The following is a 23014-nucleotide window of genomic DNA, read 5'->3' as shown; positions in this document are numbered from 1 at the left end:
TCAAGTCCGGGGTGACGGCTGCGAGGTGCTCGACTTCGACGCCTCTTCTGCTACTGGCCTTGCATGGTTCCCTTTTCGTTCGCCGGACATGAGCTGGTCGCGCGTCCCGAAGGCGCGCTGTTCTGGCCGGCGCGCCAGGCGCTGATCGTCGCCGACCTGCATCTGGAAAAAGCGAGCTGGTTCGCGCGCGCCGGCCAGATGCTGCCGCCCTATGATTCGCAGGCCACGCTGACCGAGCTGACGGCGCTCGCGCGTCGAACCGAGGCGCGCGAACTCTGGTGCCTGGGCGACAGCTTCCACGACCGGGATGGCTGCGAGCGGCTGCCCGCCGAGCCGCGGCGAATGCTGACCGAGCTTACGGCCAAGCTCCGCTTCGTGTGGATCACCGGCAACCACGACGCGGGTCTGGTCGATCATTGCGGCGGCGGGGTCATGGTCGAGGCGGAAGTCGAAGGGCTGATCCTCCGCCACGAGGCCGAGCCGGGCGAGACCCGCCCCGAGCTCTCTGGCCATTTCCACCCGAAGCTCCGCCTCCACCACCGCGGCCGCAACGTCGCCCGCCGCTGCTTCGTGTTGACCAGCACCAAGCTGATCCTGCCGGCCTTCGGCGCACTGACCGGCGGCCTCGACGCGCATCACCCCGAGATCGTCCGCGCCGTCGGCCCCCGGGCCGAGGCGCTGGTTCCGGTTTCCGATCGGCTGCTGCGCTTCCCTCTGGTCGCCTGAGCTATTCGACGGGCTGCTTCGGCCGGATACGGCTGACGAGGCTCGGCGCCCAGCGGAGCAGAAAGGCGAGCCGCTTGGCGGTCTTGCCGACCACGACGTGGCGCTTCTTGCCGTGCACTGCGTCCCACACCGCCTCGGCGACCGTTTCGACCGGCGTGAACTCCAACCCCATCGCTTTTACATGCTCGCGGCCCGACAGGTTCGAACCGGCGGCGACATTGTCGAGCAACGGCGTGTCGATGAAGCTCGGCATGATCGACCGGACCTTCACGCCTTCGTCCTCCCACTCGGCATCGAGCGAATCGGTCAGCGCGCGCACGCCGAATTTGCTCGCCGCATAGACGGACATGCGTGGCCCCGCATAAAGCCCCGCCGCCGAACAGGTGTTGACCAGGCACGATCCCAGCGTCGCCTTCAGATGCGGCAGTCCGGCCTCGGCGCCGTTGATCACCCCCTTCAGGTTCACGTCGATGACGAGATCGCGCTTGTCCTCGTCCATCAGCGCGAACGGGCCGCCATGTCCAACGCCGGCATTGTTGAACAGCACGTCGAGCCGCCCGCCGCTCGCCACGACGAAATCGGCAAGCGCCTTTCGCCATTGGGAGCGGTCGCGGACATCCATCTTCACCGTGAAGGCTTTTTCGGGAGCGATCAGACGCGCCGTCTCGTCGAGGCCGGTCGGGTTGAGATCGGCCAATCCGACGAACCAGCCGCGCTTCGCGAACAGCTCCGCAGTCGCGCGGCCGATGCCCGATCCGCCGCCGGTAATGAAGATCGCCTTGCGCATGCCCGCCCCTTCTTTCAACCTTTACCCATGCAAGTCCGCTTCGACGCCGTTTGCAAGCGCTTCGATGACGTGTCCGCTGTCGATGGGGTGACGGCGGAGGTGGCGTCGGGCAGCTTCGTCGCGCTGGTCGGCAGCTCCGGCTCAGGCAAGTCGACGCTGCTGAAGGCGGTCAATCGCCTGATTGTGCCGGACTCCGGCCGCGTGCTGCTCGACGACGCGGATGTGGCGGACGAGGAGCCGCACGCGCTGCGGCGCCAGATCGGCTATGTCTTCCAGAATATCGGCCTGTTCCCGCACCTGAGCGTCGCGGAGAATGTGACGATCGGGTTCCGGCTGGAGGGACAGCCGGCTGGAGATCGCGTGGCGGAGTTGCTCGATCTCGTCGGACTGCTCCCGGACATGGCCTCACGCATGCCGAACCAGCTTTCGGGCGGGCAGAAACAGCGGGTCGGCGTCGCCCGTGCGCTCGCGCTTGGCCCCAGGCTGATGTTGATGGACGAGCCGTTCGGCGCGCTCGATCCCGTCACGCGCGATGCGCTCGGCCGCGCCTATCGTGCCCTGCACGATCGCCTAGGCCTTACCACGATCATGGTCACGCACGACATGGCCGAGGCGCTGCTGCTCGCGGACCGCGTGCTGGTGATGGCGGCGGGGCGGATCGTCGGCGACGGCTCGCCCGCCGATCTGCTCGCGGGGCGTGCCGGGCCGGAGGCGGCGGCATTGGTCGAGGTGCCGCGCGATCAGGCCGAACGGCTGAAAGCATTGGGCGCATGAGCGGCGCCTGGTCCCGCGTTCCGGAATTGCTCGCGAGCCATGTCTTGCTGGCCGCGGCGGCGCTGCTGCTCGGCCTTGCCGTCGCTCTGCCGCTTTCGGTTTGGGCGGCGCGGAACCGGCATGTGGCGCGGATCGCGCTCGGCCTTGCGAGCCTGGTCCAGACCATCCCGGCGCTGGCGCTGCTCGCGCTTTTCTATCCCGTGCTGCTCGCAATCTCCGCGCTGGTCGGCGGTGGTATTCCGGCGCTCGGCTTCCTGCCGTCGCTCCTCGCGCTTGCCCTCTATGCCCTGCTGCCGATCCTGCGAAACGGCGTTGCGGGCCTCACCGGCATCGACCCGGCGGTGCGCGAGGCCGCGGATGGTGTCGGCATGACCGCAGGCCAGAAGCTCCGCATCGTCGAGGCGCCGCTTGCCGCGCCGGTGGTGATGGCGGGCATCCGCACCGCCGCGGTGTGGACAATCGGCGCAGCCACGCTCTCGACCACCGTCGGCTATCCGAGTTTGGGCGACTTGATCTTCGCCGGCCTGCAGACGCAGGACTGGACGCTGGTCACTGCCGGGTGCCTCGCCGCCGCAGCGCTCGCCTTGCTGGCCGATGCGCTGCTCGGCTTGGTCGAGCGTGGCATCAAGCTGCGCCGGAAGGCGCTCGTGTGGCTCGGCACGGCCCTGCTGCTCATCGGCAGCGCGACCGCGCTCGCACCCAGGCTCGTGCCGCAGCGGCCGGTGGTTACGATCGGCGCCAAGAATTTCTCCGAGCAGTACATCCTTGCGCGTTTGATCGGGCGGCGGCTGGAAGCGGCGGGCTATCAGGTGCGCTATCGCGAAGGCCTGGGCTCGGCGGTGATCTTTCGTGCGCTGGCGAGCGGCGATGTCGACGTTTACGTCGATTATGCCGGCACGCTCTGGACCAATGAGATGAAGCGGCGCGACATCCCCGAGCCGGCGCGCATGGCCGAGGAGATCGGACGCTGGGCCACGCGCGAGCATCACGTGAAGCTGATCGGCGCGCTCGGGTTTGAGAACGCCTATGCGATCGCGGTGCGCGGCTCGGACGCGCAGCGGCTCAAACTCCGCAGCCTCGACGATCTCGCCCGAGAAGCGCCGCATATGGTGCTGGGCAGCGACCTCGAGTTTCTCGAGCGGCCCGAATGGGCGGCGGTGCGCGATGCCTATGGCCTGCGCTTCGCCGCGACCCGCGGTTACAGCCCGACCTTCATGTACCGCGCGATCGACAGCGGAGCGGCGGACGCGATTTCGGCCTTCTCTTCTGACGGCAGGATCGCAGCGCAAAAGCTGGTGGTGCTCGCCGATCCGCGCCACGCGATCCCGAGCTACGACGCGCTGCTCCTCGTCGCTCCCGCCCACGCAAACGATCGACGATTCATCGACGTGCTTCGCCCGCTGACCGGCCGGACCGGCGTCGAGGCCATGCGCGCGGCCAACTACAGCGTCGATCGCGACAGAAACAAGCGCACGCCCGATCAGGCAGCGGCCTGGCTCGACGCACAGCTCCGGTGAAAGCCATGGCTCGTTCCATGCTGCGGGATTATGGGGGCGGCGTCGTCAGAGAGGTCCATGGACGCTAACCCCGTATTTTACGACGCAACCGGCCGCCGCCGCCGCCAATTTACGCTGGCGGTGATCGCGTTCGTCGCGCTCGTACTGCTGGCCGGGACGCTGTTTGCTGCGACCATTATAGCGACCACGCCTTCCCCCTCCCTGCCGTTCCAGGTCGAGCGGGCCGGCGACACCCAGCCCAACGCGATCGAACGCGGCGCACGAAGGCTCGAACGGTCGATCGTGCGGCGCGGCAAGTGGCTGTTGAACGGGCGCCCCGCGCGCCAGACCGCATTGACCGTCGCTTTCCATGCACCTTGGGACAGCTCCAGCGCGGCATCGCTGCAGCGGCATGTCGAGGATCTGGACTGGGTCGTGCCCGGCTGGGTCTCGATCACCGGGCCGGATCATCACTGGACCGTGTTCGACGATCGCGCCGGCCGCCAGATCCTGTCGCGCGCCGTGCATCGGCCGAAGATCCTGCCGATGGTGCAGAATGCGCTGAATGGAAATTGGGACTCGGCAGGCGCGGCGGCGATGCTGCGTTCGCCCCTGGCGCGTAAGGCGATGCTCGATCGGCTGGAGCAATTCCTGCAGACCAACAAGGCCGACGGCGCCTTTTTCGACATCGAGAATCTGCCGCCATCCTCCCAGCGCGACTACCAGGTCTTCCTGCGCGAAGTGCACGCGCGCTTTGCCCCGCATGGCTGGTTGATGGCGATGGCCGTGCCGGTCGGCGATCCGGCGTGGCGGCTGCCGGTCTATGCGGCGCTGGTCGATCGCATGTTCCTGATGGCCTATGACGAGCATGATCCGGACGGCGATCCGGGTCCGATCGCCTCGCAGGCCTGGTTCGCCTCGACGCTTGCCGCCGATCTGAAGGGCCTGCCGCTCGACAAGGTCGTCGTCGCGATCGGCTCCTACGCCTATAACTGGACCAAGGGCGAGCATCCGGCCGACACGCCTTCGCTCGAAGAAGCGATGCTGGTCGCGCACGATTCGGGCACGATGCCGCGCTTCGATCCGGTCAGTGGAAATCTCACTTTCTCCTACGAGGAAGGCGGCAAGGAGCACGAGCTGTGGATGCTCGACGCGGCTTCCTTCCACAACCAGATGCTGGCGGCGCGCGCGGCAGGTGTCAGCGCCGTGGCGCTCTGGCGGCTGGGAACCGAAGACCCGTCGGTCTGGCAGATTTTCGGCCGTTCGCACCGCGCCGGTGCCGACGTCCGCACGATCGAGAACATCCCGCCGGGCACCGACGTGGACATCGAAGGCACCGGCGAGGTGCTGCGCGTCGGCTCGACGCCGGTTGCCGGGCACCGCAAGCTCACCATCGCCGGCAACGGCCTGGTGACGAACGAGGAGTTCACCCAGCTCCCGCTGCCGTTCTCGATCGAGCGCGCCGGATACAAACCGGGCCTTGTCGCGCTCACTTTCGATGACGGTCCCGATCCGGACTGGACGCCCAAGATCCTCGACATCCTGAAGGCGAAGCAGGTGCCTGCGACCTTCTTCATCGTCGGCGAGAACGCGCTCACCTATCGCGACCTGCTGGAGCGCGAAGTGCGCGAGGGGCACGAGATCGGCAATCACACCTACACCCACCCCAATCTCGGCCAGACCAGCGATACGGTCACGCGGATCGAAGTGAATGCGGTCGAGCGGCTGGTGCAGGCATTCACCGGGCGGGCAATCCGCCTGTTCCGCGCGCCGTTCTTCGGCGACGCCGAGCCGACCACCGCCGACGAAATCGTGCCCGTGCAGATCGCGCAGGATCTGGGCTATCTCTCTGTCGGCCTGCATGTCGACCCGGGCGACTGGAAGCGGCCGGGCGTGCCGGCGATCGTCAACGGCACGATCTCGGGTGTGCTCGCGTCGAACGAAGACCGCAGCGGCAATATCGTGCTGCTCCATGACGCCGGCGGCAATCGCGACCAGACCGTGCAGGCGCTGCCGATCATCATCGATCAGCTCCGCGCGCGAGGCTATCGTTTCGTGCCGGTGTCCGGACTGGTCGGACTGACGCGCGCGCAGGTCATGCCGCCGCTCACACCCGAGGAGCGGGCGGCGGCGCGCACCGATCTGTACCTGTTCACTGCCTTGGGTGCGCTTCAGACGACACTCAAATGGCTGTTCGGGATCGCGATCACCCTGGGCATCGCGCGCGCGGTGATGCTGTCCGGCCTCGCCGTCTGGCAGGCGCGACGCGAGCAGACCGAGGAAGCGCCTGCAATCCAGGCCGACCGCTTCGTCTCGGTGCTGATCCCGGCATTCAACGAGGCGAGGGTGATCGAGACTTCCGTGCGCCGCGTGCTGCAGAGTGTCGCGGTGAAGCTGGAAGTGATCGTGATCGACGACGGATCGAAGGACGGCACCGGGGATATCGTCGAACGCGCTTTCGGCGACGAACCGCGCGTGAAATTGCTGCGGCTGGAAAATGGCGGCAAGGCACGGGCGCTGAACCAGGCCCTCGCCGTTGCAGGCGGCGAATTCATCGTCGCGCTGGACGCGGATACGCAATTCCCGAAAAAGACGATCGCGCGGCTGGTGCGCTGGTTCGAGGACGAGCGGATCGGCGCGGTTGCGGGCAACGCCAAGGTCGGCAACCGCGTCAATCTGGTCACGCGTTGGCAGGCGCTCGAATATATTACCGCCCAGAATCTGGAGCGGCGCGCCCTGGCGCGGCTGGACGCGATGACCGTGGTGCCGGGCGCAGTCGGCGCCTGGCGCGCCGAGGCGCTGCGCCAGGTCGGCGGCTATCCCCCCGACACGCTCGCCGAAGATCAGGACCTGACCATCGCGATCCAGCGCGCCGGCTGGAAAGTCCGCTACGATCAGGACGCCGTCGCCTTTACCGAAGCGCCGGAAAGCTTCCGCGCGCTCGCAAAGCAACGCTTCCGCTGGGCCTATGGCACGTTGCAATGCCTCTGGAAGCATGGCGGCCCGGTGCTGCGATCCGGCAAGCCGCGCGGCCTCGCGCTGGTCGGATTGCCGCAAGCGGCGCTGTTCCAAGTCGGTTTCGCTGCGATCTCGCCGGTCATCGACTTGGCGCTCATATTCAGCATCATCTCGACCGTGATGCGCGTGCAGGCGCATGGCTGGGCACAGACCCACACCGATCTGGTCGTGATGGGCGCTTACTGGCTCGCCTTCACGGCGATCGACGTGCTCGCCGCGGCGATCGCCTTCGCGCTGTCGACGCGCGAGCGCTGGGGCTTGATGTGGCTGCTGATCCCGCAGCGCATCGGCTACCGGCAGATCATGTATTATGTCGTGCTGAAAGCGCTCGCCGCCGCCATTCGCGGCCCGCGCGTCGGCTGGGGCAAGCTGGAACGGAGCGGACGGGTCAAGGCCGCGTAAACAAGAAGGCGTGGCCGGAAACTCCGGCAACGCCTCCCGCAAAGCCTTGGATCAGGCGTAAGCGACCGAAATGCGACGCCGTGCGGCGAAGCCGAGCAGGCCGAAGCCCGCTAGCATCATGGCCCAGGTCGCCGGTTCCGGAACGCCCCCGCCACCATTGTCGACGAAGATCAGCTTCTCGAAATCGACGCTGTTGTTCAGCCCGGTATTGTCGCCGATCCGAAAGCCGCCGACGCCGCTCGCCAGCGTGTGCAGGCACATGCGCAGCGGCCCGGCATTGGTGTCGCACTCGAATTTGCGAACCGCCTGGCCGGCTCCGGCATAGCCCCAGCTCCAATTGTCCGAATAATACCATTCGGAGCCGTTGGCCGCGTGAGTGACGCCGTTATCGGCCGCACCGGTGTTGAACGTCACGTCCGCATAGGGCGCCTGCGCGAGAAGCAACAGCGTGTCGCTGCCGGTCTGACGGCCGGCCAGCATCACGTTTTTGCCCGGCGCGCCGCATGCTGCGAGCTCATCGAGCGCGCTGGCGCCAAGCCCAACGCTCATCGTTTTCTGGTAGCACAGCGTCCATCCGCCGCCCAGCACAGTCGCCAGCGCGACGTTCTGTTGCGGACCGACTGGCGCGTAAGTGGCGGCGGCTGCAGGTAACGGAGCCGACGCAAGAGCGGCCGCCAACGCGGCCATTCCGACTCGTCTGACCATTATAACCCCCTCAGGCACAAGAAATATAATTTCTTATATGACGACCCTGATAGGCTATTTAGCACGTTTCCGTAGCGTCACATATGGCCATATATTACGTGTATCGAAGTGGGACGGATGTCAGGCCGTCGCGGTTCCGCCAACCGTCAGCCCTTCGATCAGCAGGCTAGGCTGGCCCACGCCGGCCGGCACGCTCTGTCCGCACATGCCCACGCCTTCGTCGAGCGCAAAGTCGGTGCCGATCGCGCGGACTTTGGTCAGCACGGTCGGGCCGTCGCCGATCAGGGTTGCGCCCTTTATCGGCGCACCGAGCTTGCCGTTCTCGATCCGATAGGCCTCGGTGCAGGAAAACACGAACTTGCCCGAGACGATATCCACCTGCCCGCCGCCGCCATTCGCGGCCCACGCGTCGGCTGGGGCAAGCTGGAACGCAGCGGACGGGTCAAGGCGACCTAGCCTCGTTACGGCTCATCAACGGACTAGCGGCGGCCCGCAGACAATCCTCTGATCGGGCGAACAACGGGGGACGAGCCATGCTTCTCGGACTTTCGCTTGCCGCGTTCACGGCGCTTCACACCGGTATCAGCCTGATCGGCATCGCCGCGGGTGTGATCTTCTTCGCAGGCCTGCTCGGCGGCCGTTGGCTGGGAGGCGTGAACACGCTGTTCCTGGTCTTCACGATCCTGACCAGCGTCACCGGCTTCATGTTCCCACCGAAGCCGATCGGGCCGCCCTTCCTCTTCGGCGTCGTCTCGCTGCTGCTGCTCGCAGTGGCACTCTATGCACTTTACGGCCGGAAGCTCGGCGGTCGCTTGCGCGCTGTCTACCTGCTGACGGCGCTCGCGGCCCAATATCTAAACATGGTCGTGCTGGTGGTGCAGAGCTATCAGAAGATCCCGCCGCTCCAAGCCATTGCGCCGACCGGCGCCGAGCCGGCCGTCCTCGCCACCCAGGCCGTGGTGCTGCTTGCGGTGCTGTTCACCGGCTGGCGTGTGCTGCGCCCGGCGCGGGCAGCTTTGGAACACTAAGCCGCTCGGCAGCCGCGTCAGGCGGTCGCCGTTCCGCCGACCGTCAGTCCCTCGATCAGCAGGCTCGGCTGGCCGACGCCGGCTGGGACACTCTGCCCGCCCTTGCCGCACATGCCGACGCCTTCGTCGAGCGCAAAATCGGTGCCGACCGCGCGCACCTTGGTCAGCACGGTCGGGCCGTCGCCGATCAGCGTCGCGCCCTTGATCGGGGCGCCGAGCTTGCCGTTCTCGATCCGGTAGGCCTCGGTGCACGAAAAGACGAACTTGCCCGAGACGATATCGACCTGCCCGCCGCCGAAGCTCTTGGCGTAGATGCCGGTGCCGGCACGCGCGATCATCTCGTCGGGATTGTCGTTGCCGGCCTTCATGAAGGTGTTCGTCATACGCGGCATCGGCGCATGGGCATAGGACTGGCGGCGGCCATTGCCGGTGGGCGCAACGCCCATCAGCCGGGCGTTCAGCCGGTCCTGCATATAGCCTTTCAGGATGCCATCCTCGATCAGCACGGTCTCGCGCGTTGGCGTGCCCTCGTCATCGATGCTGAGCGAACCGCGGCGGTCCAGAATGGAGCCGTCGTCCACCACGGTCACGCCCGGTGCGGCAACACGCTCGCCGATGCGGCCGGAGAAAGCGGACGTGCCCTTGCGGTTGAAATCGCCTTCCAGGCCGTGCCCGATCGCTTCGTGCAGCAGCACGCCCGGCCAGCCTGGGCCGCACACAACCGTCATTTCGCCGGCGGGCGCCGCGACGGATTCAAGGTTCACCAGCGCTTGATTGAGCGCGATGTCGATGCCCCGCTGCCACGCGGCGTCTTCGAACAACCGGCCATAGAGATACCGACCGCCCATGCCGTAGGAGCCGGTCTCGCGCCGGCCGTTCTGCTCGACCACGATCGAAATGTTCAAGCGGACGAGCGGCCGGATATCCTGCGCGACGAAGCCATCGGGACGCACGATCTCGATCACGCTCCATGAGCCCGACAGGCTAACCGAGACCTGCGCCACGCGCGGATCACGCGCGCGGGCGGCGGCGTCGATCGTCTGGCACAGCGCCACTTTCTCGGCGAACGGAACCAAGGCCAGCGGATCGTCGGCGGTATAGAGGTGGCGATTGCTCCGTTGCGGCGGCGGCGCGAGCTGGCCCATGGCGGGATCCAGCAACTGCATCGTCCCAGCCGCCCGCCGAATCGCGGCGGCGCTAATCTCGTTCGCGTGCGCGAAGGCGGTCATCTCACCCGACACGCCGCGCAGGCCGAAACCGGCCGTGGTGTTGTAGTCGGCCGTCTTCAGCCGGCCATCGTCGAAGCCGAAGCTCTCCGATGTCTGATACTGAAGATACAGCTCGCCATCGTCGCAGCTTTTCAGCGCGTCGGCGGTGAGTTTCAGGGCGGTGTCGGGATCGAGATCGGCCCGGTAGAGCCAGGCGCGCGGATCGGCGGGGAGAGTCATCCCCTCCGATATAGAACTAGTAGTCGGCCAGGGAAGGCCCATCCGCCGGGCCGCCCGCGAGCACGAAGCGCCGGTCGCAATAGCCGCATTCGCCGAACCCGCGCTCGTCAATCTCGATATAGACGCGCGGATGGCCCAGCGCCGGGTCGATGCCGTGCCCCGAGCCGTCACAGGCGACACGGCGGGAAGATACGCGGAAAGTCTCGGGCGGCGGGATCATGGTGCGGGCTGTTAGCAATGGTGCGTTGCCCTTTCCAGCCCTTCCCGGCTAACGCGAAGACATGACCGACGCCGCCATTTCGATCCGCGAGCTCGCCAAGACGTACAAGGGAGGCAAGCGCGCGCTCGACGGCGTCACGTTCGACGTGCCGCGCGGGCAGATTTTCGGGCTGCTCGGGCCCAACGGCGCCGGCAAGTCGACACTGATCAATATCCTGTCCGGCATGGTGATGAAGACCAGCGGCAGCGCGTCGATCTGGGGCTTCGACATCGACGAACGTCCGCGGAACGCCAAGGCTTCGATCGGCATCGTGCCGCAGGAGATCGTGTTCGACCCCTTCTTCACCCCCTTCGAGACGCTCGAATTGTTCGCCGGGCTCTATGGCGTGCCGAAGCCGGAACGGAAGTCGCTCGAATTGCTGCGGGCCGTCCATCTGGAGGACAAGAAGGACGCTTATGCGCGCACGCTTTCGGGCGGCATGAAGCGGCGGCTGCTGGTCGCCAAGGCAATGGTTCACTCGCCGCCCGTGCTCGTGCTCGACGAGCCGACCGCCGGCGTCGACATCGAGCTCCGCCAACAGCTCTGGGCCTATGTGCGCGAGCTGAACGAGCAGGGCGTGACGGTGGTGCTTACCACCCACTATCTGGAAGAAGCCGAGGAGCTGTGCGACCGGATCGCGATCATCAATCACGGCCGGCTGATCGCCAACGAGCCGACGCGCGAGCTGGTCAACAAGGCCCAAGAGAAATTGGTCGAAGTGACCGTCGACCGCGACCTCGACGTGCCGCCCGCCGCGGCCTGCTTCGAAAAGATCGTGCTGAAAGGCAGCCGCGTCCTTCAGATCACCTATTCCAAAGCCAAGGTGAACGCGGGCGAAGTGCTGGCGGCCGTCACCGAAGCCGGACTCGGCATCGTCGACGTTTCCACCAAGGAAGCGGACCTGGAGGACGTGTTCCTGTCGCTGACCCGCGCCGCCTGAGCGTCAGGCGAACAGCGCTTTCAGCTCGCGCTTCAGGATCTTGCCGTTGGCGTTGCGCGGCAAGGTCTCGGGCACGAACGCGATCCGCACCGGCACCTTGAAGGGCGCAAGCCGCGCGCGCACCCAGTCCTGAAGCTCGGCTTCGGTCGCCCGCTCGCCGGGCGCGAGATGCACGACCGCTGCCGGCTCTTCCCCCAAGGTCTTGTGCGGCAGGCCGATCAGCGCAGCGTCGGTGACCGCCGGGTGGGCGTAGAGGACGTTCTCGACCTCGGCCGAATAGATGTTCTCGCCGCCGCGGATGATAACGTCCTTGGCGCGATCGACGATGAACAGGAAGCCTTCGTCATCTAGCCGGGCGAGGTCGCCGGTGCGGACCCAGCCGTCGATAAAGGTCTGCGCCGTTGCCTCGGGCTTGTTCCAGTATCCGCGCACGATCATCGGCCCGCGCGACCAGAGCTCGCCGACCGTGCCCACCGGCAGCACGGTCACACCGTCATCGGCGCGGATTTCCAGATCGGCGACCGGCACAGCGGGTCCGGCGCTGTCGGGGCGGTGCAGATAATCCTCGGCGGAAATGCCGGTGACGGTCGCCATCGTCTCGGTCATGCCCCAGCCGTTGCCGGGCAGCGCACCGAACTCCTCGCGAATGCGCCGCACCAGCTCGGGCGCGGAGGGCGCGCCGCCATAGGCGATCGCTTCCAGGCTGGAGAGATCGAACTTCGCGCGATCGGGATGTTCGAGCAATTGCCACGCGATCGTGGGCACGCCGCCGGTGATGTTCACCCGCTCGCGCTCGATGATCCCCATTGCCTCCACCGCATCCCATTTGCGCATGAAGATCAGCGTGTGGCCGGTGGCCATCGCGCCCATCAGCGTCGCCGAGCAGGCGGTGACGTGGAACAGCGGGATGACGGTCAGGAACACCTTGGGCTCGGGCGCGGGCGGCGCCTCGCCGCGGCGCAAGAAAGAACGCGCGGCGTTGTAGCCTCCGGACAGGATGTTGGTGACGAGGTTGCGATGCGTGCCGAGCGCGCCCTTCGGCGCGCCGGTCGTGCCACTGGTGTAGAAGATCGTCGCGTCGTCGTCGGTGTCGAGCGGCACGGCGGGTAGGGAATCGTCAGGCAGGCTCGTCCAATCGTTCGGCGTGCCGATGATCGCTTCCAGCGCTTCGGTGCCCTCAGGCGCCGAGTCCGCACGAGCGACGATGACGGTTTCGAGATCGGGTAAGGCGCCGCGGAACGGCGCGATCCGTTCCCAGCGCGGGGCGTCGGCGATCAACAGCGTCGCGCCGGAGTCCTTCAGACCGTACTCAAGCTCCGGCCCCGTCCACCAGGCATTCAGCGGCACTGCGATTGCGCCCAGGCTGGTGATCGCGAAGAAGCTCACCACCCATTCCGGCAGGTTCCGCATCGCGGTCGCGACCCGATCGCCCTTGCCGATCCCGCGCGCTTCCAGCGCCCGCGCCAGCGCCGCGATGGCGCGATACTGCGCTTCGAAACTGACCCGGTCCTCTTCCAGAATCGTCGCCAGCCGATCGCCATGCGCGCGGCTCAGTTCGACCAGCGCGCGCAGGTTCGGCGGCGCATTTTTCCACGCGCGAGTCGGCACGCCCCGAACGGAAACCGTCTCCATTTCGAATCGCTGGCCCGGCGCGCACAAAAGCGCCTGAGCCTCGCTCAACGACATGCGCGGCCATGCCGTAGCGTCCGCGTCGGCCATCAGTCTCTCTCCTGCCCCGCGGCCTTCCAAAAACCGCGCTTTTCTGCGGGATATTGTTGATTTGGGGATACCTCAAGGCGATAAGCCGGCCCTCGAAAACAAGGAGAGCGAGCCCCATGCAGACCGTCGATCCCGCCACGCTTGGCATGGACGCCGGACGGCTGCAGCGGATCGATCGTTTTCTCGAGGAACGCTATCTGAAGCCCGGCCGGTTCAAGGGCATGCAACTTCTCGTCAGCCGCGAGGGCCAGCCTGTGCATTTCGCGAACTTCGGCGAGATGCGCGACGGCCGCGCCGTGCAGAACGACACGCTGTTCCGCATCGCCTCGATGACCAAGCCGGTCACTTCGGTCGCGTTCATGCAGCTTGTCGAGGAAGGCAAAGTCGCGCTCGACGATCCCGTCCATCGGATCATTCCCGAATGGAAGGGCCTTGGCGTCTATGACGGCGGCGGCGGCTCGGCGCCGTTCATGAGCAAACCGACCGCCGCGCCAATGCGGATGGTGGACCTGCTCCGCCACACCGCCGGCCTCACCTACAGCTTCCAGAATCGCGGCAACATCGATGCCGCCTATCGCGCCACTAAGATCGAGGACTGGTACGGCCAGCACGACCTCGACAGCGTTGTGAAGACGCTCGCCGGCATACCGCTCGAATTCTCGCCCGGCGAAGCGTGGAATTACTCGGTCGCGACCGACATTCTCGGCCTGATCGTGCAGCGCATCGAGGGCAAGGGGCTCGACCAGGTGTTGCGCGAGCGCATCTTCGCGCCGCTCGGCATGGAGGACACTTTCTTCCAAGTGCCAGGCAGCAAGACCGACCGCCTCGCCGATTGCTACACCATGCACCCGGAAAAGGGCACAGTGATGTACGATCGGGGCGAGGCGAGCGCCTGGTCGAAAGCCCCGACGCAATTCTCCGGCGGCGGCGGACTGGTCTCGACTGCGGCCGACTATCACCGTTTCTGCACAATGCTGATGAACAAGGGTGAACTGGACGGCGTCCGCATCCTTGGACCGAAGACGATCGCGCTGATGACGACCAATCATCTGCCGGGCGGCGCGGACCTCGCCTCCATGTCGCGCTCGCTGTTCAGCGAGGCGACCAATGCGGGCGTCGGCTTCGGGCTCGGCTTCGCGGTGACGATCAACGTCGCGCCGACGCTGGTGCCGGGCTCGGTCGGCGAATTCTATTGGGGCGGCATGTTCTCGACAGCCTTCCACATCGATCCGGTCGAACGGCTGATCTTCATTTTCATGACCCAGCTCAGCCCCTCCAACACTTATCCCGTCCGCCGCGAACTGAAGACGATGATCTATTCGGCGATCACGGAAAGCCGGGCATGTTGAGCGCGCTTCAAACCGCCGCGACGGTGCGCGCGGGCCAGACCAGCGCGCTCGAACAGGCCGAAGCGGCGATCGCGCGGATCGAGGAGCTCAACCCGTCGCTCAATGCGGTGGTGGTCAAGGATTTCGACCGGGCCCGCGAGCAGGCGCGGGCGATCGATGCCGGCGCGGCGCCAAAGGATGCGCCACTGCTCGGCGTGCCGATGACGGTCAAGGAAAGCTACGACGTCGTCGGCCTGCCGACCAGCTGGGGCTTCGTCGAGCATCGCGACTTCATGCCGAAGCGCGATGCCGTGCTCGTCCAGCGGCTGAAGCGCGCCGGCGCGGTCATTCTCGGCAAGACCAACGTGCCCGTTGGCCTGGCGGACCTGCAATCGAACAACCCGATCTATGGCCGGACGCTCAACTCACACGATCAGAGCCGATCGGCAGGGGGATCGTCGGGCGGCTCCGCCGTCGCGCTGGCCAGCGGGATGGTGCCGCTGGAACTGGGCTCCGACATCGGCGGCTCGATCCGCACGCCTGCCGCCTTCAACGGGGTCTGGGGCCATAAGCCGACCTACGACCTGCTGTCCTCGACCGGACATCATTTCCCCGGCACCGACGGCGCGCGGGTGGCGCTCGGCGTCTGCGGGCCGCTGGCGCGCGAGCCCGACGACCTTGCAGCGGCGCTGGAGCTGCTCGCCGATCATCCGGTTCTTCCCGCTCCGAAGCGCGGGCCTGACGAATGGCGCGTCCTGATCCTTGCGGATCATCCGGAAGCGAAGATTTCGTCGGAAGTGCGGGGTGCGCTGACGAAAGTCGGCGATGCCTTCGCGAACGCAGGCGCCAAAGTCGAGCATGGCAGCGACCTGCTCCCCGACCTGTCGCGCCAGCACCGCAATTACATGCACATGCTGAACATCGCCATGTCGCGCGGCGCGGCGATGGGCGGCCGCCCGGTGCCGACGCTTGCCGAATGGTTCGAGCTCGGCGACGCCCAGGCGCGTAACCTGCGACAGTGGCAGGCGCTGTTCGAACAGTTCGACGCCGTGATCGCGCACAATTTCGCGACCACCGCTTTCCCGCACGACGACACGCCTCTCGCCGACCGTCGGTTGCTTATCGACGGAGAGGACACGCATTTCGCCACGCAATTCGCCTGGCCCGGCCTCGCCACCTTCCCGATGCTGCCGGCGACCAGCGTGCCGGTCGGCAAAGGCGCGGACGGCCTGCCGATCGGGGTGCAGGTGATCGCCGACCGTTACCGCGACCACACCGCTATCGCCGCCGCGCGCGCGGCGCACGACCTCGTCTGGAGCTGAATCATGATGGACAGTTTTCGTGCCGATGTTCGGGAGTGGCTGGAAGCGCACTGCCCGCCCGCGATGCGCCAGCCGGTGCGTGGCGAGCAGGACATCGTCTGGGGCGGCCGCAAGGCGCAGCTTTCGCCCGACCAGAAGAAGTGGCTCGACGCCATGGCGTCACGCGGCTGGACGGTGCCCGACTGGCCGCAAGCCTATGGCGGCGGCGGCCTCAGTCCTGAGGAAACCAAAATCCTGCGCCAGGAAATGGCGCGGATGGGATGCCGCAATCCGCTGAACAGCTTCGGTATTTCGATGCTCGGGCCGGCGCTGCTGAAATATGGGACCGAGGAGCAGAAGCTCCGCTTCCTGCCCCCGATCGCGCGCGGCGAGATCCGCTGGTGCCAGGGCTATTCCGAGCCGAACGCCGGCTCCGACCTCGCCGGGCTGCAGACCACCGCCGAGGACAAAGGCGATCACTTCCTGATCAACGGCCAGAAAGTCTGGACCTCCTATGCCGACAAGGCCGACTGGATTTTCTGCCTGGTCCGCACGTCGAAGGAATCGAAGCACAACGGCATCAGTTTCCTGCTGTTCGACATGGACAGCCCGGGCGTCTCGACCAAGCCGATCCTGCTGATCTCCGGCTATTCGCCTTTCTGCGAGACTTTCTTCGACAATGTCGAAGTGCCGAAGGACCAGCTCGTCGGCGAGCTCAACAAGGGTTGGGATGTCGCCAAATACCTGCTCGGCCATGAGCGCGAGATGATCTCCGGCATGGGTCTGGGCGGCGGCGGGCTTGGCTCGGGCGGCCCCGCGGCGCTGGCCGAGGAAGCGAAGCGCGTGATCGGCACCGATGCGGAAGGACGCCTCGCCGATCCGCTGCTGCGCGCCCAGATCGCATTGTTCGAAGTCCGCGAGCGCGCCTTCCGTACCATGTCCGAGAAATTCATGGACGAGCTGAAGAACGGCAAGGCGCATCCCGCCCAGCCGTCGATGATGAAATATTATGGCACGGAGCTGAACAAGGCCCGCTACGAGCTGGTGATGGCGGCGGGCGGCTCGGACGCGCTCGAATGGGAAAGCGACGGCTCCGCCAATGGCGCCAAGCCGCGGGCATGGCTCCGCACCAAAGCCAATTCGATCGAAGGCGGCACCAGCGAAATCCAGCTCAACATCATCGCCAAACGCATTCTCGAACTGCCGGGGGCCTGATCACCAATGCCTTTGTTCCTGACCGACGAACAGACGATGCTCCGAGACACCGCGCGTCAGTTCGTGAGCGAAACCGCCCCCGTCAGCCACATGCGCGGCTTGCGCGACGCCAGGGACGCGACCGGCTTCAGCCGCGACCTGTGGAAGCAGTTCGCCGAAATGGGCTTCACCTCGATCCTGATCCCCGAAAGCGATGGCGGTCTGGGCCTCGGCCATGTCGAGGCGGGCGTGGTGCTTGAGGAAATCGGGCGCAACCTGACGCCATCGCCGTTTCTCTCTACCTCCGTCGGCGCTGTGTCGGCGCTGAACGCCAGCGACGCAACGCTGCGCCAGGCATGGTTCCCGAAAATCGCAGCCGGCGACGCGGTCGCAACCCTGGCGATCGACGAAGGGGCAAAACACCGCCCTACGCAGATCGCGTTCAAAGCCGAGCGCTCCGGCAATGGCTTCAAACTGACTGGCGCCAAGACGTTCGTGCCCCTGGGCCATGTCGCGGACCTGATCGTCGTCGCCGCGCGCACTGCCGGCAGCGCAGGCGAGGAAAAGGGCCTGACGCTGTTCGCGGTCGAGACGGGCGCGGCAGGCCTGAGCGCGAATCCCGAGCGCCTGACGGACGCCAGTATCGCTGCGCGGCTGCAACTCGACGGCGTGGAGGTCGATGCCGACGCCGTGATCGGCGAAGTCGATGAAGGCTGGACGACACTCACCCGCATCCTCTCTGCCACGCGCGCGGGCGCGTCGGCCGAGATGCTCGGCGTCGGCGGCGGCGCGATGGACATGACGCTCGGCTATCTGAAGGAGCGCAAGCAATTCGGCGTGCCGATCGGCAGCTTCCAGGCGCTCCAGCATCGCGCCGCGCATCTCTATTCCGAGATGGAAGTCGCGCGGGCCGCCGTGCTCAAGGCCCAGCAGCTTCTCGATGCCGACGATGCCAATGCCGAGCGCGCGGCGCTGGTCGCCAAGGCGATGACCGGCCTTGCCTCCACGCTTGCCGTGCAGGAAGGCGTGCAGATGCACGGCGGCATCGGCATGACCGACGAATACGACATCGGCTTCTACATGAAGCGTCAGCGCGTGCTGGCGGAAATGTTCGGCGACGCCAATTGGGCGGCCGACCAGCTCGCAACGATGAGCGGCTATTAACCCACCCGTTCGGCCTGAGCTTGTCGAAGGCCTGTTCTTCTTCTTAGGGCTGCCAGAGAAAAGCAGGGCTTCGACAAGCTCAGCCTGAACGGAGTTTAGGGTGACAGATTTCCCCAAAAGAGCGACCGATGCGGCCGGTATGATCGCGCAGCTCGAGACGTTGCTCACGGTCGAGGAGCTGGACCGCGACCTTTATCGCGGCGCGCGCCAGCCCGAGGGCCGGGGACGCGTGTTCGGCGGACAGGTGATTGCGCAGGCGCTGATGGCGGCGGCGCGCTCGGCCGATGCGGAGCGCGTGCCGCACTCGCTCCACGCCTATTTCATGCGTCCGGGTGATGAGGACATTCCGATCATCTACCGCGTCAACCGCGACCATGACGGCGGCAGCTTCTCGACGCGGCGCATCGTCGCTTTCCAGCGCGGCGAGCCGATCCTGAACATGGCGGCATCGTTCCAGAAATTGGAGCAAGGCCTGTCCCACCAGTTCGATATGCCCAACGTTCCCAGCCCCGAGGATTTGCCGCCCGAAGCGGAAGAACGTCGCAAGGTTGCAGACAAGGTGCCCGAGCGCCTGCGTGAGTTCTTCATCCGCCCGCGCCCGTTCGAGACGCGGCATGCCAGCCCCTGGGCCCCCTTGGAGGACAAGCCGCAAGAGCCGGTTCAGAATATCTGGTTCAAGGCCGTGGCGCCGGTGAGCAGCGGACCGGAGATGCACCGCGCGATGCTTGCCTGGGCGAGCGACATGTATCTGCTCGGCACCACGATGCGCCCGCATGGGCTCAGCTGGATCAGGCCCAACGTGCAAAGCGCCAGCCTGGACCACGCGCTGTGGTTCCATGACGACGTGCGCGTTGACGACTGGCTGCTCTACGCGATGGATGCGCCCTGGAGCAGCCGTGGACGCGGCTTCAACCGCGGCATGATCTTCGCGCGCGACGGAAGGCTGGTGGCAAGCGTGGCGCAAGAAGGTTTGATGCGCGTCCGCTAGCGCCAGCGCCAATCCGCATCGTCGGCGCCGAGCGCGGGGGGCGCCTTCTCGGCGACCATCGGCGTCCCATCCATCACGATCGGGCTGCGCACCTGCGCGAGCGCGCCATCCGCGACATGCGGCGCATCGAGCGTCACTTGCATTCCGCGCGCGCGCACCTGCGGGTCGGCCAGCGCTTGGGCGATGTCGTTGATCGGCCCGCCAGGCACGCCTTCGCGCTCGAGCGCCGCGAGCAGGTCCTCGCGCGTCATCCGCTTCGTCCGCTCGGCGAGCAACGGAATCAGCCGCTCGCGATTGTGGATGCGCGCAGCGTTGGTCTTGTAATCGGGATCGTCGGCGAGTTCGGGCCGGCCGAGGATTGCCGCGAAGCGCGCAAACTGACCGTCATTGCCCACCGCTACGATCACGCGACCGTCACTGGTCTCGAAGGGCTGATACGGCACAACGTTCGGATGCGCGTTCCCCATCAGCCCCGGCGGCTTGCCCGAGACGAGATAGTTCATCGCCTGGTTGGCGAGCACCGAGGTCTGCACGTCCAGCAATGCCATGTCGATCCACGCGCCCTCGCCGGTCTCGTGCTGTCGATGGAGCGCCGCCAGGATCGCGCCTGCCGAATAGACGCCGGTGAACAGGTCCGCGATGGCAACGCCGGTCCGCACCGGCTCGTCGATGCCGGTGATGCTCATCATCCCGCCCATCGCCTGGATCAGATAGTCGTAGCCGGCGCGCTGGGCGTAGGGCCCGGTCTGGCCGAAACCGGTGATCGAGCAATAGATAAGCTTGGGGTTCAGCGCCTTCAGGCTCTCATAGTCGAGGCCGTAGCGTTTCAGTCCGCCGGTCTTGAAATTCTCGATGACGATGTCCGCTTCGGCGGCAAGCGCGCGCACCCGGTCCATGTCGTCCGCGTTCTCGAAATCGGCAGTGATCGATCGCTTGCCGCGGTTGCAGCTATGATAATAGGCCGCGCTCAGCTTTTCGCCGTCGGCACCCTCGACGAACGGCGGGCCCCAGCCGCGGGTGTCGTCCCCCGACCCGCGCCGTTCCACCTTAATCACGTCCGCGCCCAGGTCGGCGAGCATCTGCCCGGCCCAGGGTCCGGCAAGGATGCGCGCGAGTTCAAGGACGCGAAGGCCGGCGAGCGGCGGCTTAGAAGAAGGCATTCAGCCCCGTCTGCGCGCGGCCCAGAATCAGCGCGTGGACGTCGTGCGCGCCTTCATAGGTGTTCACCGTCTCCAGGTTCATCAGGTGACGCATCACGTGATATTCCTCGGAAATGCCGTTGCCGCCGTGCATGTCGCGCGCGGTGCGGGCGATATCGAGCGCCTTGCCGCAATTGTTGCGCTTGATCAGGCTGACCATCTCCGGCGCCATCCGCCCTTCGTCGAACAGCCGCCCGACACGCAGCGACGCCTGCAGGCCCAGCGCGATCTCGGTCTGCATGTCGGCGAGCTTCTTCTGGACGAGCTGAGTCTGAGCGAGCGGGCGGCCGAATTGCTTGCGCTCCATCGTGTAGGCGCGGGCGCGGTGCCAGCAATCTTCGGCCGCGCCCATCGCGCCCCATGAAATGCCGTAGCGCGCGCGGTTGAGACAGCCAAACGGCCCTTTCAGCCCTTCGACTTCCGGCAGCAGCGCGTCTTCACCGACCTCGACGCCGTCCATCATCAGCATTCCGGTGATCGAGGCGCGCAAGCTGAGCTTGCCTTCGATCTTCGGCGTGTCGAGGCCCTTCGCGCCCTTTTCGAGCACAAAGCCGCGGATCGCGCCGCCATGCGCGTCGGACTTCGCCCAGATCACGAATACGTCGGCGATCGGCGCGTTGGATATCCAGGTCTTGGAGCCGGAAATGCGATAGCCGCCGTCGACCTTCTCGGCCCGCGTGCGCATCCCGCCGGGATCGGAGCCTGCATCGGGCTCGGTCAGGCCGAAACAGCCGACCCATTCCCCCGTCGCGAGCTTCGGCAGATACTTCCGCCGCTGGTCTTCGCTACCGTAGGCGTAGATCGGGTACATCACGAGCGACGACTGCACGCTCATCATCGATCGATAGCCGCTGTCCACCCGCTCGACTTCGCGCGCGACCAGGCCGTAAGCGACATAGGACGCGCCGGCACAGCCATAATCCTCGGGCAGCGTCACCCCGAGCAGCCCCAGTTCCCCCATCTCGTTGAAGATCGCGCGATCGGTCTTTTCCTTGGCGAAGGCCTCGATCACCCGCGGCTGCAATTTCTCCTGCGCATAGGAATGCGCGACATCGCGGATCGCGCGCTCCTCGTCGGTGAGCTGGTCTTCCAACAGCAACGGATCGTCCCAGCGCAAGCGCGCGATGGTGGTGGCGTTCATGGTAAAGCTCCTTGCGCCCTACCTAGCCTAGCGTTTGGCGGAAAAGAAGGAGCGGAGGAGCGCTGCCGCATCCGCCTCGCCCATGCCCGCATACACCTCGGGCCGGTGGTGGCAGGTCGGCTGCGCGAAGACGCGGGCGCCATGCTCGACGCCGCCGCCCTTCGGATCGGGCGCCGCGTAATAGAGACGGGAAATTCGAGCGAGGGCGATCGCGCCGGCGCACATCGCGCACGGCTCCAGCGTCACCCACAGCTCGCAATCCTGCAGCCGATCACCTCCGATTCGCTCGGCGGCAGCGCGAATCGCGAGCATTTCGGCATGTGCGGTCGGATCGTTGAGCCGGCGGGGGGCATTGCCGCCTTCGCCGATCACTTCGCCGTCCCGCACGACGACGGCGCCCACCGGCACTTCGCCCGCCACCGCCGCGGCCTCGGCCAGCGCCAGCGCGCGCCGCATCGGATCGGGCAGAGGAAACGACATTGCGCCCGCTTAGGTCAGCGGGCGAGCACCGTCCACAAGGCGAAGATCATGCCCGGAATCCAGGCGAAGCACGTGAGGACGACCGCGATCCAGAAATCGCGGCCAAGCCCTCGGTCAAGAAAAACGCCAAGCGGCGGCAGCAACAGAGCTGCCACCGCCTGTCCGGCTTTAGTGGTTGCTGGTTTCATTGGCCGTCTTCACGTCCACGGTCGGAAGCTTGACGGTGGCGTCCTTGGTGCCGACCTCGACCTTCGGCACCTTTACCGTCTCGTTCTTGCTGCCCACATCGACTGCGCCGACATTGGCGTCGAACTTCGGTGCCTGACCGCCTTCGACCTTCACCTCAGGCAATGCCGCGGTCTGGGTCTGCCGGAGGTTGAGGAAGCCGGTCGCAACCGCGACGATCAGCAACAAGACGACGACGGCGATCAAAGCCAGAAAACCACGCATGCGACCATTCTCCCTTGAATATCAGATCACGGGTCTAAACGATCCGGACCCGTTACGGTTTCATGGGCGTGCGACTCACGTTGACGCGAAGCCTCAAGCCCGTTATGCGGCCGGGCTTTCCGGGCATCCCCGAAACCTGATTGAGAGACGAGCAATGTCGCGCATTTGCGAGCTGACCGGCAAGGGCCGGCAGGTGGGTCACAATGTTTCCCACGCCAACAACAAGACCAAGCGGACGTTCCTGCCGAACCTGCAGAACGTGACGCTGATCAGCGATTCGCTGGGCAAGAGCGTGAAGCTGCGCGTCTCGACGCACGGCCTGCGCTCCGTCGAGCACGTCGGCGGCCTCGACAATTGGCTGATCAAGACCAGCGAAGACAAGCTCGGGCCGACCGCCCGTAAGCTGAAGCGCGAGATCGCCAAGAAGCTCGCGGCGTAAGCTGCGGTTGCCGAATCGATGAAGGCCG

The 23014-nt window shown here is 66.3% G+C and carries 22 protein-coding genes and 1 pseudogene; 12 read left to right on the top strand and 11 right to left on the bottom strand.

The genetic code is table 11. The annotated features are described in order from the left end of the window. Positions 1–63: 63 nt before the first annotated feature. Positions 64–726: a ligase-associated DNA damage response endonuclease PdeM gene (gene pdeM / locus ACFSCW_RS02595; protein WP_380886586.1), complete on the top strand. Its 663-nt coding sequence runs from the start codon at positions 64–66 to the stop codon at positions 724–726. Between the two features lies 1 nt (position 727). Here pdeM and ACFSCW_RS02590 read toward each other — a convergent pair whose 3' ends face one another. Next, on the bottom strand, positions 728–1513 hold the full coding sequence (locus ACFSCW_RS02590) for an SDR family oxidoreductase (protein WP_380886584.1): 786 nt from the start codon (positions 1511–1513) through the stop codon (positions 728–730). A gap of 27 nt (positions 1514–1540) precedes the next feature. On the opposite strand from ACFSCW_RS02590, the gene ACFSCW_RS02585 reads away from it, so the two are divergent. The 3 genes from ACFSCW_RS02585 to ACFSCW_RS02575 are packed head-to-tail and all read left to right on the top strand — an operon-like array spanning position 1541 to position 7203. After that, positions 1541–2287 (top strand): ATP-binding cassette domain-containing protein, encoded by a 747-nt coding sequence (locus tag ACFSCW_RS02585; protein WP_380886582.1) that lies wholly within the window; start codon positions 1541–1543, stop codon positions 2285–2287. Next, positions 2284–3804, top strand: coding sequence for an ABC transporter permease/substrate-binding protein (locus tag ACFSCW_RS02580; protein ID WP_380886580.1), 1521 nt, complete (start codon positions 2284–2286; stop codon positions 3802–3804). Before ACFSCW_RS02585 ends, ACFSCW_RS02580 begins: the two co-directional genes overlap by 4 nt. A 57-nt stretch (positions 3805–3861) precedes the next feature. Beyond that, positions 3862–7203, top strand: a complete 3342-nt coding sequence (locus ACFSCW_RS02575) for a polysaccharide deacetylase family protein (protein ID WP_380886577.1) — start codon at positions 3862–3864, stop codon at positions 7201–7203. Between the two features lie 51 nt (positions 7204–7254). Here the strand turns inward: ACFSCW_RS02575 and ACFSCW_RS02570 are convergent, their stop codons facing one another. Further along, entirely contained in the window at positions 7255–7890 is a 636-nt protein-coding gene (locus ACFSCW_RS02570) for a PEPxxWA-CTERM sorting domain-containing protein (protein WP_380886574.1), read from the bottom strand. A gap of 138 nt (positions 7891–8028) precedes the next feature. Next, a pseudogene (locus ACFSCW_RS02565) lies at positions 8029–8304 on the bottom strand (metallopeptidase TldD-related protein); the annotation flags it as partial. 137 nt (positions 8305–8441) lie between these two features. Between ACFSCW_RS02565 and ACFSCW_RS02560 the strand changes: the two are divergent. After that, positions 8442–8936 carry a hypothetical protein gene (locus ACFSCW_RS02560; protein ID WP_380886572.1) on the top strand — a complete coding sequence of 165 codons (495 nt, stop codon included), beginning with the start codon at positions 8442–8444 and terminating at the stop codon, positions 8934–8936. Positions 8937–8953: 17 nt separating this feature from the next. On the opposite strand, the gene tldD is transcribed toward ACFSCW_RS02560, so the two are convergent. Together tldD and ACFSCW_RS02550 are read right to left on the bottom strand one after the other, a co-directional pair. Then, complete coding sequence (gene tldD, locus ACFSCW_RS02555) at positions 8954–10384, bottom strand: metalloprotease TldD (RefSeq protein WP_380886570.1); 1431 nt, start codon at positions 10382–10384, stop codon at positions 8954–8956. 16 nt (positions 10385–10400) lie between these two features. After that, positions 10401–10604: a zinc-finger domain-containing protein gene (locus ACFSCW_RS02550; protein WP_380886568.1), complete on the bottom strand. Its 204-nt coding sequence runs from the start codon at positions 10602–10604 to the stop codon at positions 10401–10403. A 61-nt stretch (positions 10605–10665) separates the two neighbouring features. On the opposite strand from ACFSCW_RS02550, the gene ACFSCW_RS02545 reads away from it, so the two are divergent. Next, the gene (locus ACFSCW_RS02545; protein WP_380886566.1) at positions 10666–11583 is read left to right on the top strand and encodes an ABC transporter ATP-binding protein; all 918 of its coding nucleotides are present in this window, start codon (positions 10666–10668) and stop codon (positions 11581–11583) included. A gap of 3 nt (positions 11584–11586) precedes the next feature. On the opposite strand, the gene ACFSCW_RS02540 is transcribed toward ACFSCW_RS02545, so the two are convergent. Further along, a complete protein-coding gene (locus ACFSCW_RS02540) occupies positions 11587–13302 on the bottom strand; it encodes a class I adenylate-forming enzyme family protein (protein WP_380886564.1) in 1716 nt (571 codons plus the stop codon). A gap of 116 nt (positions 13303–13418) precedes the next feature. Between ACFSCW_RS02540 and ACFSCW_RS02535 the strand changes: the two genes are divergently transcribed. The 5 genes from ACFSCW_RS02535 to ACFSCW_RS02515 all read left to right on the top strand — a co-directional run bounded on the left by ACFSCW_RS02535 (position 13419) and on the right by ACFSCW_RS02515 (position 19277). Then, the gene (locus tag ACFSCW_RS02535; protein ID WP_380886562.1) at positions 13419–14651 is read left to right on the top strand and encodes a serine hydrolase domain-containing protein; all 1233 of its coding nucleotides are present in this window, start codon (positions 13419–13421) and stop codon (positions 14649–14651) included. Next, positions 14645–15952 carry an amidase family protein gene (locus ACFSCW_RS02530; protein WP_380886560.1) on the top strand — a complete coding sequence of 436 codons (1308 nt, stop codon included), beginning with the start codon at positions 14645–14647 and terminating at the stop codon, positions 15950–15952. The genes ACFSCW_RS02535 and ACFSCW_RS02530 overlap by 7 nt, the downstream gene beginning before the upstream one ends. A gap of 3 nt (positions 15953–15955) precedes the next feature. Further along, complete coding sequence (locus tag ACFSCW_RS02525; RefSeq protein WP_380886558.1) at positions 15956–17146, top strand: acyl-CoA dehydrogenase family protein; 1191 nt, start codon at positions 15956–15958, stop codon at positions 17144–17146. Positions 17147–17152: 6 nt separating this feature from the next. Beyond that, the gene (locus ACFSCW_RS02520; RefSeq protein ID WP_380886556.1) at positions 17153–18289 is read left to right on the top strand and encodes an acyl-CoA dehydrogenase family protein; all 1137 of its coding nucleotides are present in this window, start codon (positions 17153–17155) and stop codon (positions 18287–18289) included. 139 nt (positions 18290–18428) lie between these two features. After that, entirely contained in the window at positions 18429–19277 is an 849-nt protein-coding gene (locus ACFSCW_RS02515) for an acyl-CoA thioesterase (protein WP_380889990.1), read from the top strand. On the opposite strand, the gene ACFSCW_RS02510 is transcribed toward ACFSCW_RS02515, so the two are convergent. The 5 genes from ACFSCW_RS02510 to ACFSCW_RS02490 are packed head-to-tail and all read right to left on the bottom strand — an operon-like array spanning position 19274 to position 22547. Further along, entirely contained in the window at positions 19274–20437 is a 1164-nt protein-coding gene (locus ACFSCW_RS02510; protein ID WP_380886554.1) for a CaiB/BaiF CoA transferase family protein, read from the bottom strand. The two genes, ACFSCW_RS02515 and ACFSCW_RS02510, sit on opposite strands and share 4 nt — an antisense overlap. Further along, positions 20424–21617, bottom strand: a complete 1194-nt coding sequence (locus tag ACFSCW_RS02505; RefSeq protein ID WP_380886552.1) for an acyl-CoA dehydrogenase — start codon at positions 21615–21617, stop codon at positions 20424–20426. The genes ACFSCW_RS02510 and ACFSCW_RS02505 overlap by 14 nt, the downstream gene beginning before the upstream one ends. 27 nt (positions 21618–21644) lie before the next feature. Beyond that, entirely contained in the window at positions 21645–22073 is a 429-nt protein-coding gene (locus ACFSCW_RS02500; protein ID WP_380889988.1) for a nucleoside deaminase, read from the bottom strand. Positions 22074–22111: 38 nt separating this feature from the next. Continuing rightward, positions 22112–22252: a YqaE/Pmp3 family membrane protein gene (locus ACFSCW_RS02495; RefSeq protein ID WP_380886550.1), complete on the bottom strand. Its 141-nt coding sequence runs from the start codon at positions 22250–22252 to the stop codon at positions 22112–22114. 13 nt (positions 22253–22265) lie between these two features. Then, a complete protein-coding gene (locus ACFSCW_RS02490) occupies positions 22266–22547 on the bottom strand; it encodes a hypothetical protein (RefSeq protein WP_380886548.1) in 282 nt (93 codons plus the stop codon). Between the two features lie 154 nt (positions 22548–22701). Here ACFSCW_RS02490 and rpmB point away from each other — a divergent pair, with 154 nt between their 5' ends. Continuing rightward, complete coding sequence (gene rpmB, locus ACFSCW_RS02485; protein ID WP_380886545.1) at positions 22702–22986, top strand: 50S ribosomal protein L28; 285 nt, start codon at positions 22702–22704, stop codon at positions 22984–22986. Positions 22987–23014: the final 28 nt, after the last annotated feature.

This window comes from Sphingomonas tabacisoli, assembly GCF_042678385.1.
Taxonomy (GTDB): domain Bacteria; phylum Pseudomonadota; class Alphaproteobacteria; order Sphingomonadales; family Sphingomonadaceae; genus Sphingomonas_B; species Sphingomonas_B tabacisoli.
This window is presented reverse-complemented; position numbering and strand designations above follow the sequence as displayed.

Bases quoted from the DNA above. Each gene is read 5' to 3' on its own strand.
- ACFSCW_RS02575 (WP_380886577.1), top strand. From the start codon at position 3,862: ATGGACGCTAACCCCGTATTTTACGACGCAACCGGCCGCCGCCGCCGC.
- pdeM (WP_380886586.1), top strand. From the start codon at position 64: ATGGTTCCCTTTTCGTTCGCCGGACATGAGCTGGTCGCGCGTCCCGAA.
- ACFSCW_RS02515 (WP_380889990.1), top strand. From the start codon at position 18,429: ATGATCGCGCAGCTCGAGACGTTGCTCACGGTCGAGGAGCTGGACCGC.
- ACFSCW_RS02500 (WP_380889988.1), bottom strand. From the start codon at position 22,073: ATGCGGCGCGCGCTGGCGCTGGCCGAGGCCGCGGCGGTGGCGGGCGAA.
- ACFSCW_RS02580 (WP_380886580.1), top strand. From the start codon at position 2,284: ATGAGCGGCGCCTGGTCCCGCGTTCCGGAATTGCTCGCGAGCCATGTC.
- ACFSCW_RS02570 (WP_380886574.1), bottom strand. From the start codon at position 7,890: ATGGCCGCGTTGGCGGCCGCTCTTGCGTCGGCTCCGTTACCTGCAGCC.
- ACFSCW_RS02525 (WP_380886558.1), top strand. From the start codon at position 15,956: ATGATGGACAGTTTTCGTGCCGATGTTCGGGAGTGGCTGGAAGCGCAC.
- tldD (WP_380886570.1), bottom strand. From the start codon at position 10,384: ATGACTCTCCCCGCCGATCCGCGCGCCTGGCTCTACCGGGCCGATCTC.
- ACFSCW_RS02530 (WP_380886560.1), top strand. From the start codon at position 14,645: ATGTTGAGCGCGCTTCAAACCGCCGCGACGGTGCGCGCGGGCCAGACC.
- ACFSCW_RS02560 (WP_380886572.1), top strand. From the start codon at position 8,442: ATGCTTCTCGGACTTTCGCTTGCCGCGTTCACGGCGCTTCACACCGGT.
- ACFSCW_RS02545 (WP_380886566.1), top strand. From the start codon at position 10,666: ATGACCGACGCCGCCATTTCGATCCGCGAGCTCGCCAAGACGTACAAG.
- rpmB (WP_380886545.1), top strand. From the start codon at position 22,702: ATGTCGCGCATTTGCGAGCTGACCGGCAAGGGCCGGCAGGTGGGTCAC.
- ACFSCW_RS02505 (WP_380886552.1), bottom strand. From the start codon at position 21,617: ATGAACGCCACCACCATCGCGCGCTTGCGCTGGGACGATCCGTTGCTG.
- ACFSCW_RS02585 (WP_380886582.1), top strand. From the start codon at position 1,541: ATGCAAGTCCGCTTCGACGCCGTTTGCAAGCGCTTCGATGACGTGTCC.
- ACFSCW_RS02590 (WP_380886584.1), bottom strand. From the start codon at position 1,513: ATGCGCAAGGCGATCTTCATTACCGGCGGCGGATCGGGCATCGGCCGC.
- ACFSCW_RS02535 (WP_380886562.1), top strand. From the start codon at position 13,419: ATGCAGACCGTCGATCCCGCCACGCTTGGCATGGACGCCGGACGGCTG.
- ACFSCW_RS02540 (WP_380886564.1), bottom strand. From the start codon at position 13,302: ATGGCCGACGCGGACGCTACGGCATGGCCGCGCATGTCGTTGAGCGAG.
- ACFSCW_RS02510 (WP_380886554.1), bottom strand. From the start codon at position 20,437: ATGCCTTCTTCTAAGCCGCCGCTCGCCGGCCTTCGCGTCCTTGAACTC.
- ACFSCW_RS02490 (WP_380886548.1), bottom strand. From the start codon at position 22,547: ATGCGTGGTTTTCTGGCTTTGATCGCCGTCGTCGTCTTGTTGCTGATC.
- ACFSCW_RS02550 (WP_380886568.1), bottom strand. From the start codon at position 10,604: ATGATCCCGCCGCCCGAGACTTTCCGCGTATCTTCCCGCCGTGTCGCC.
- ACFSCW_RS02520 (WP_380886556.1), top strand. From the start codon at position 17,153: ATGCCTTTGTTCCTGACCGACGAACAGACGATGCTCCGAGACACCGCG.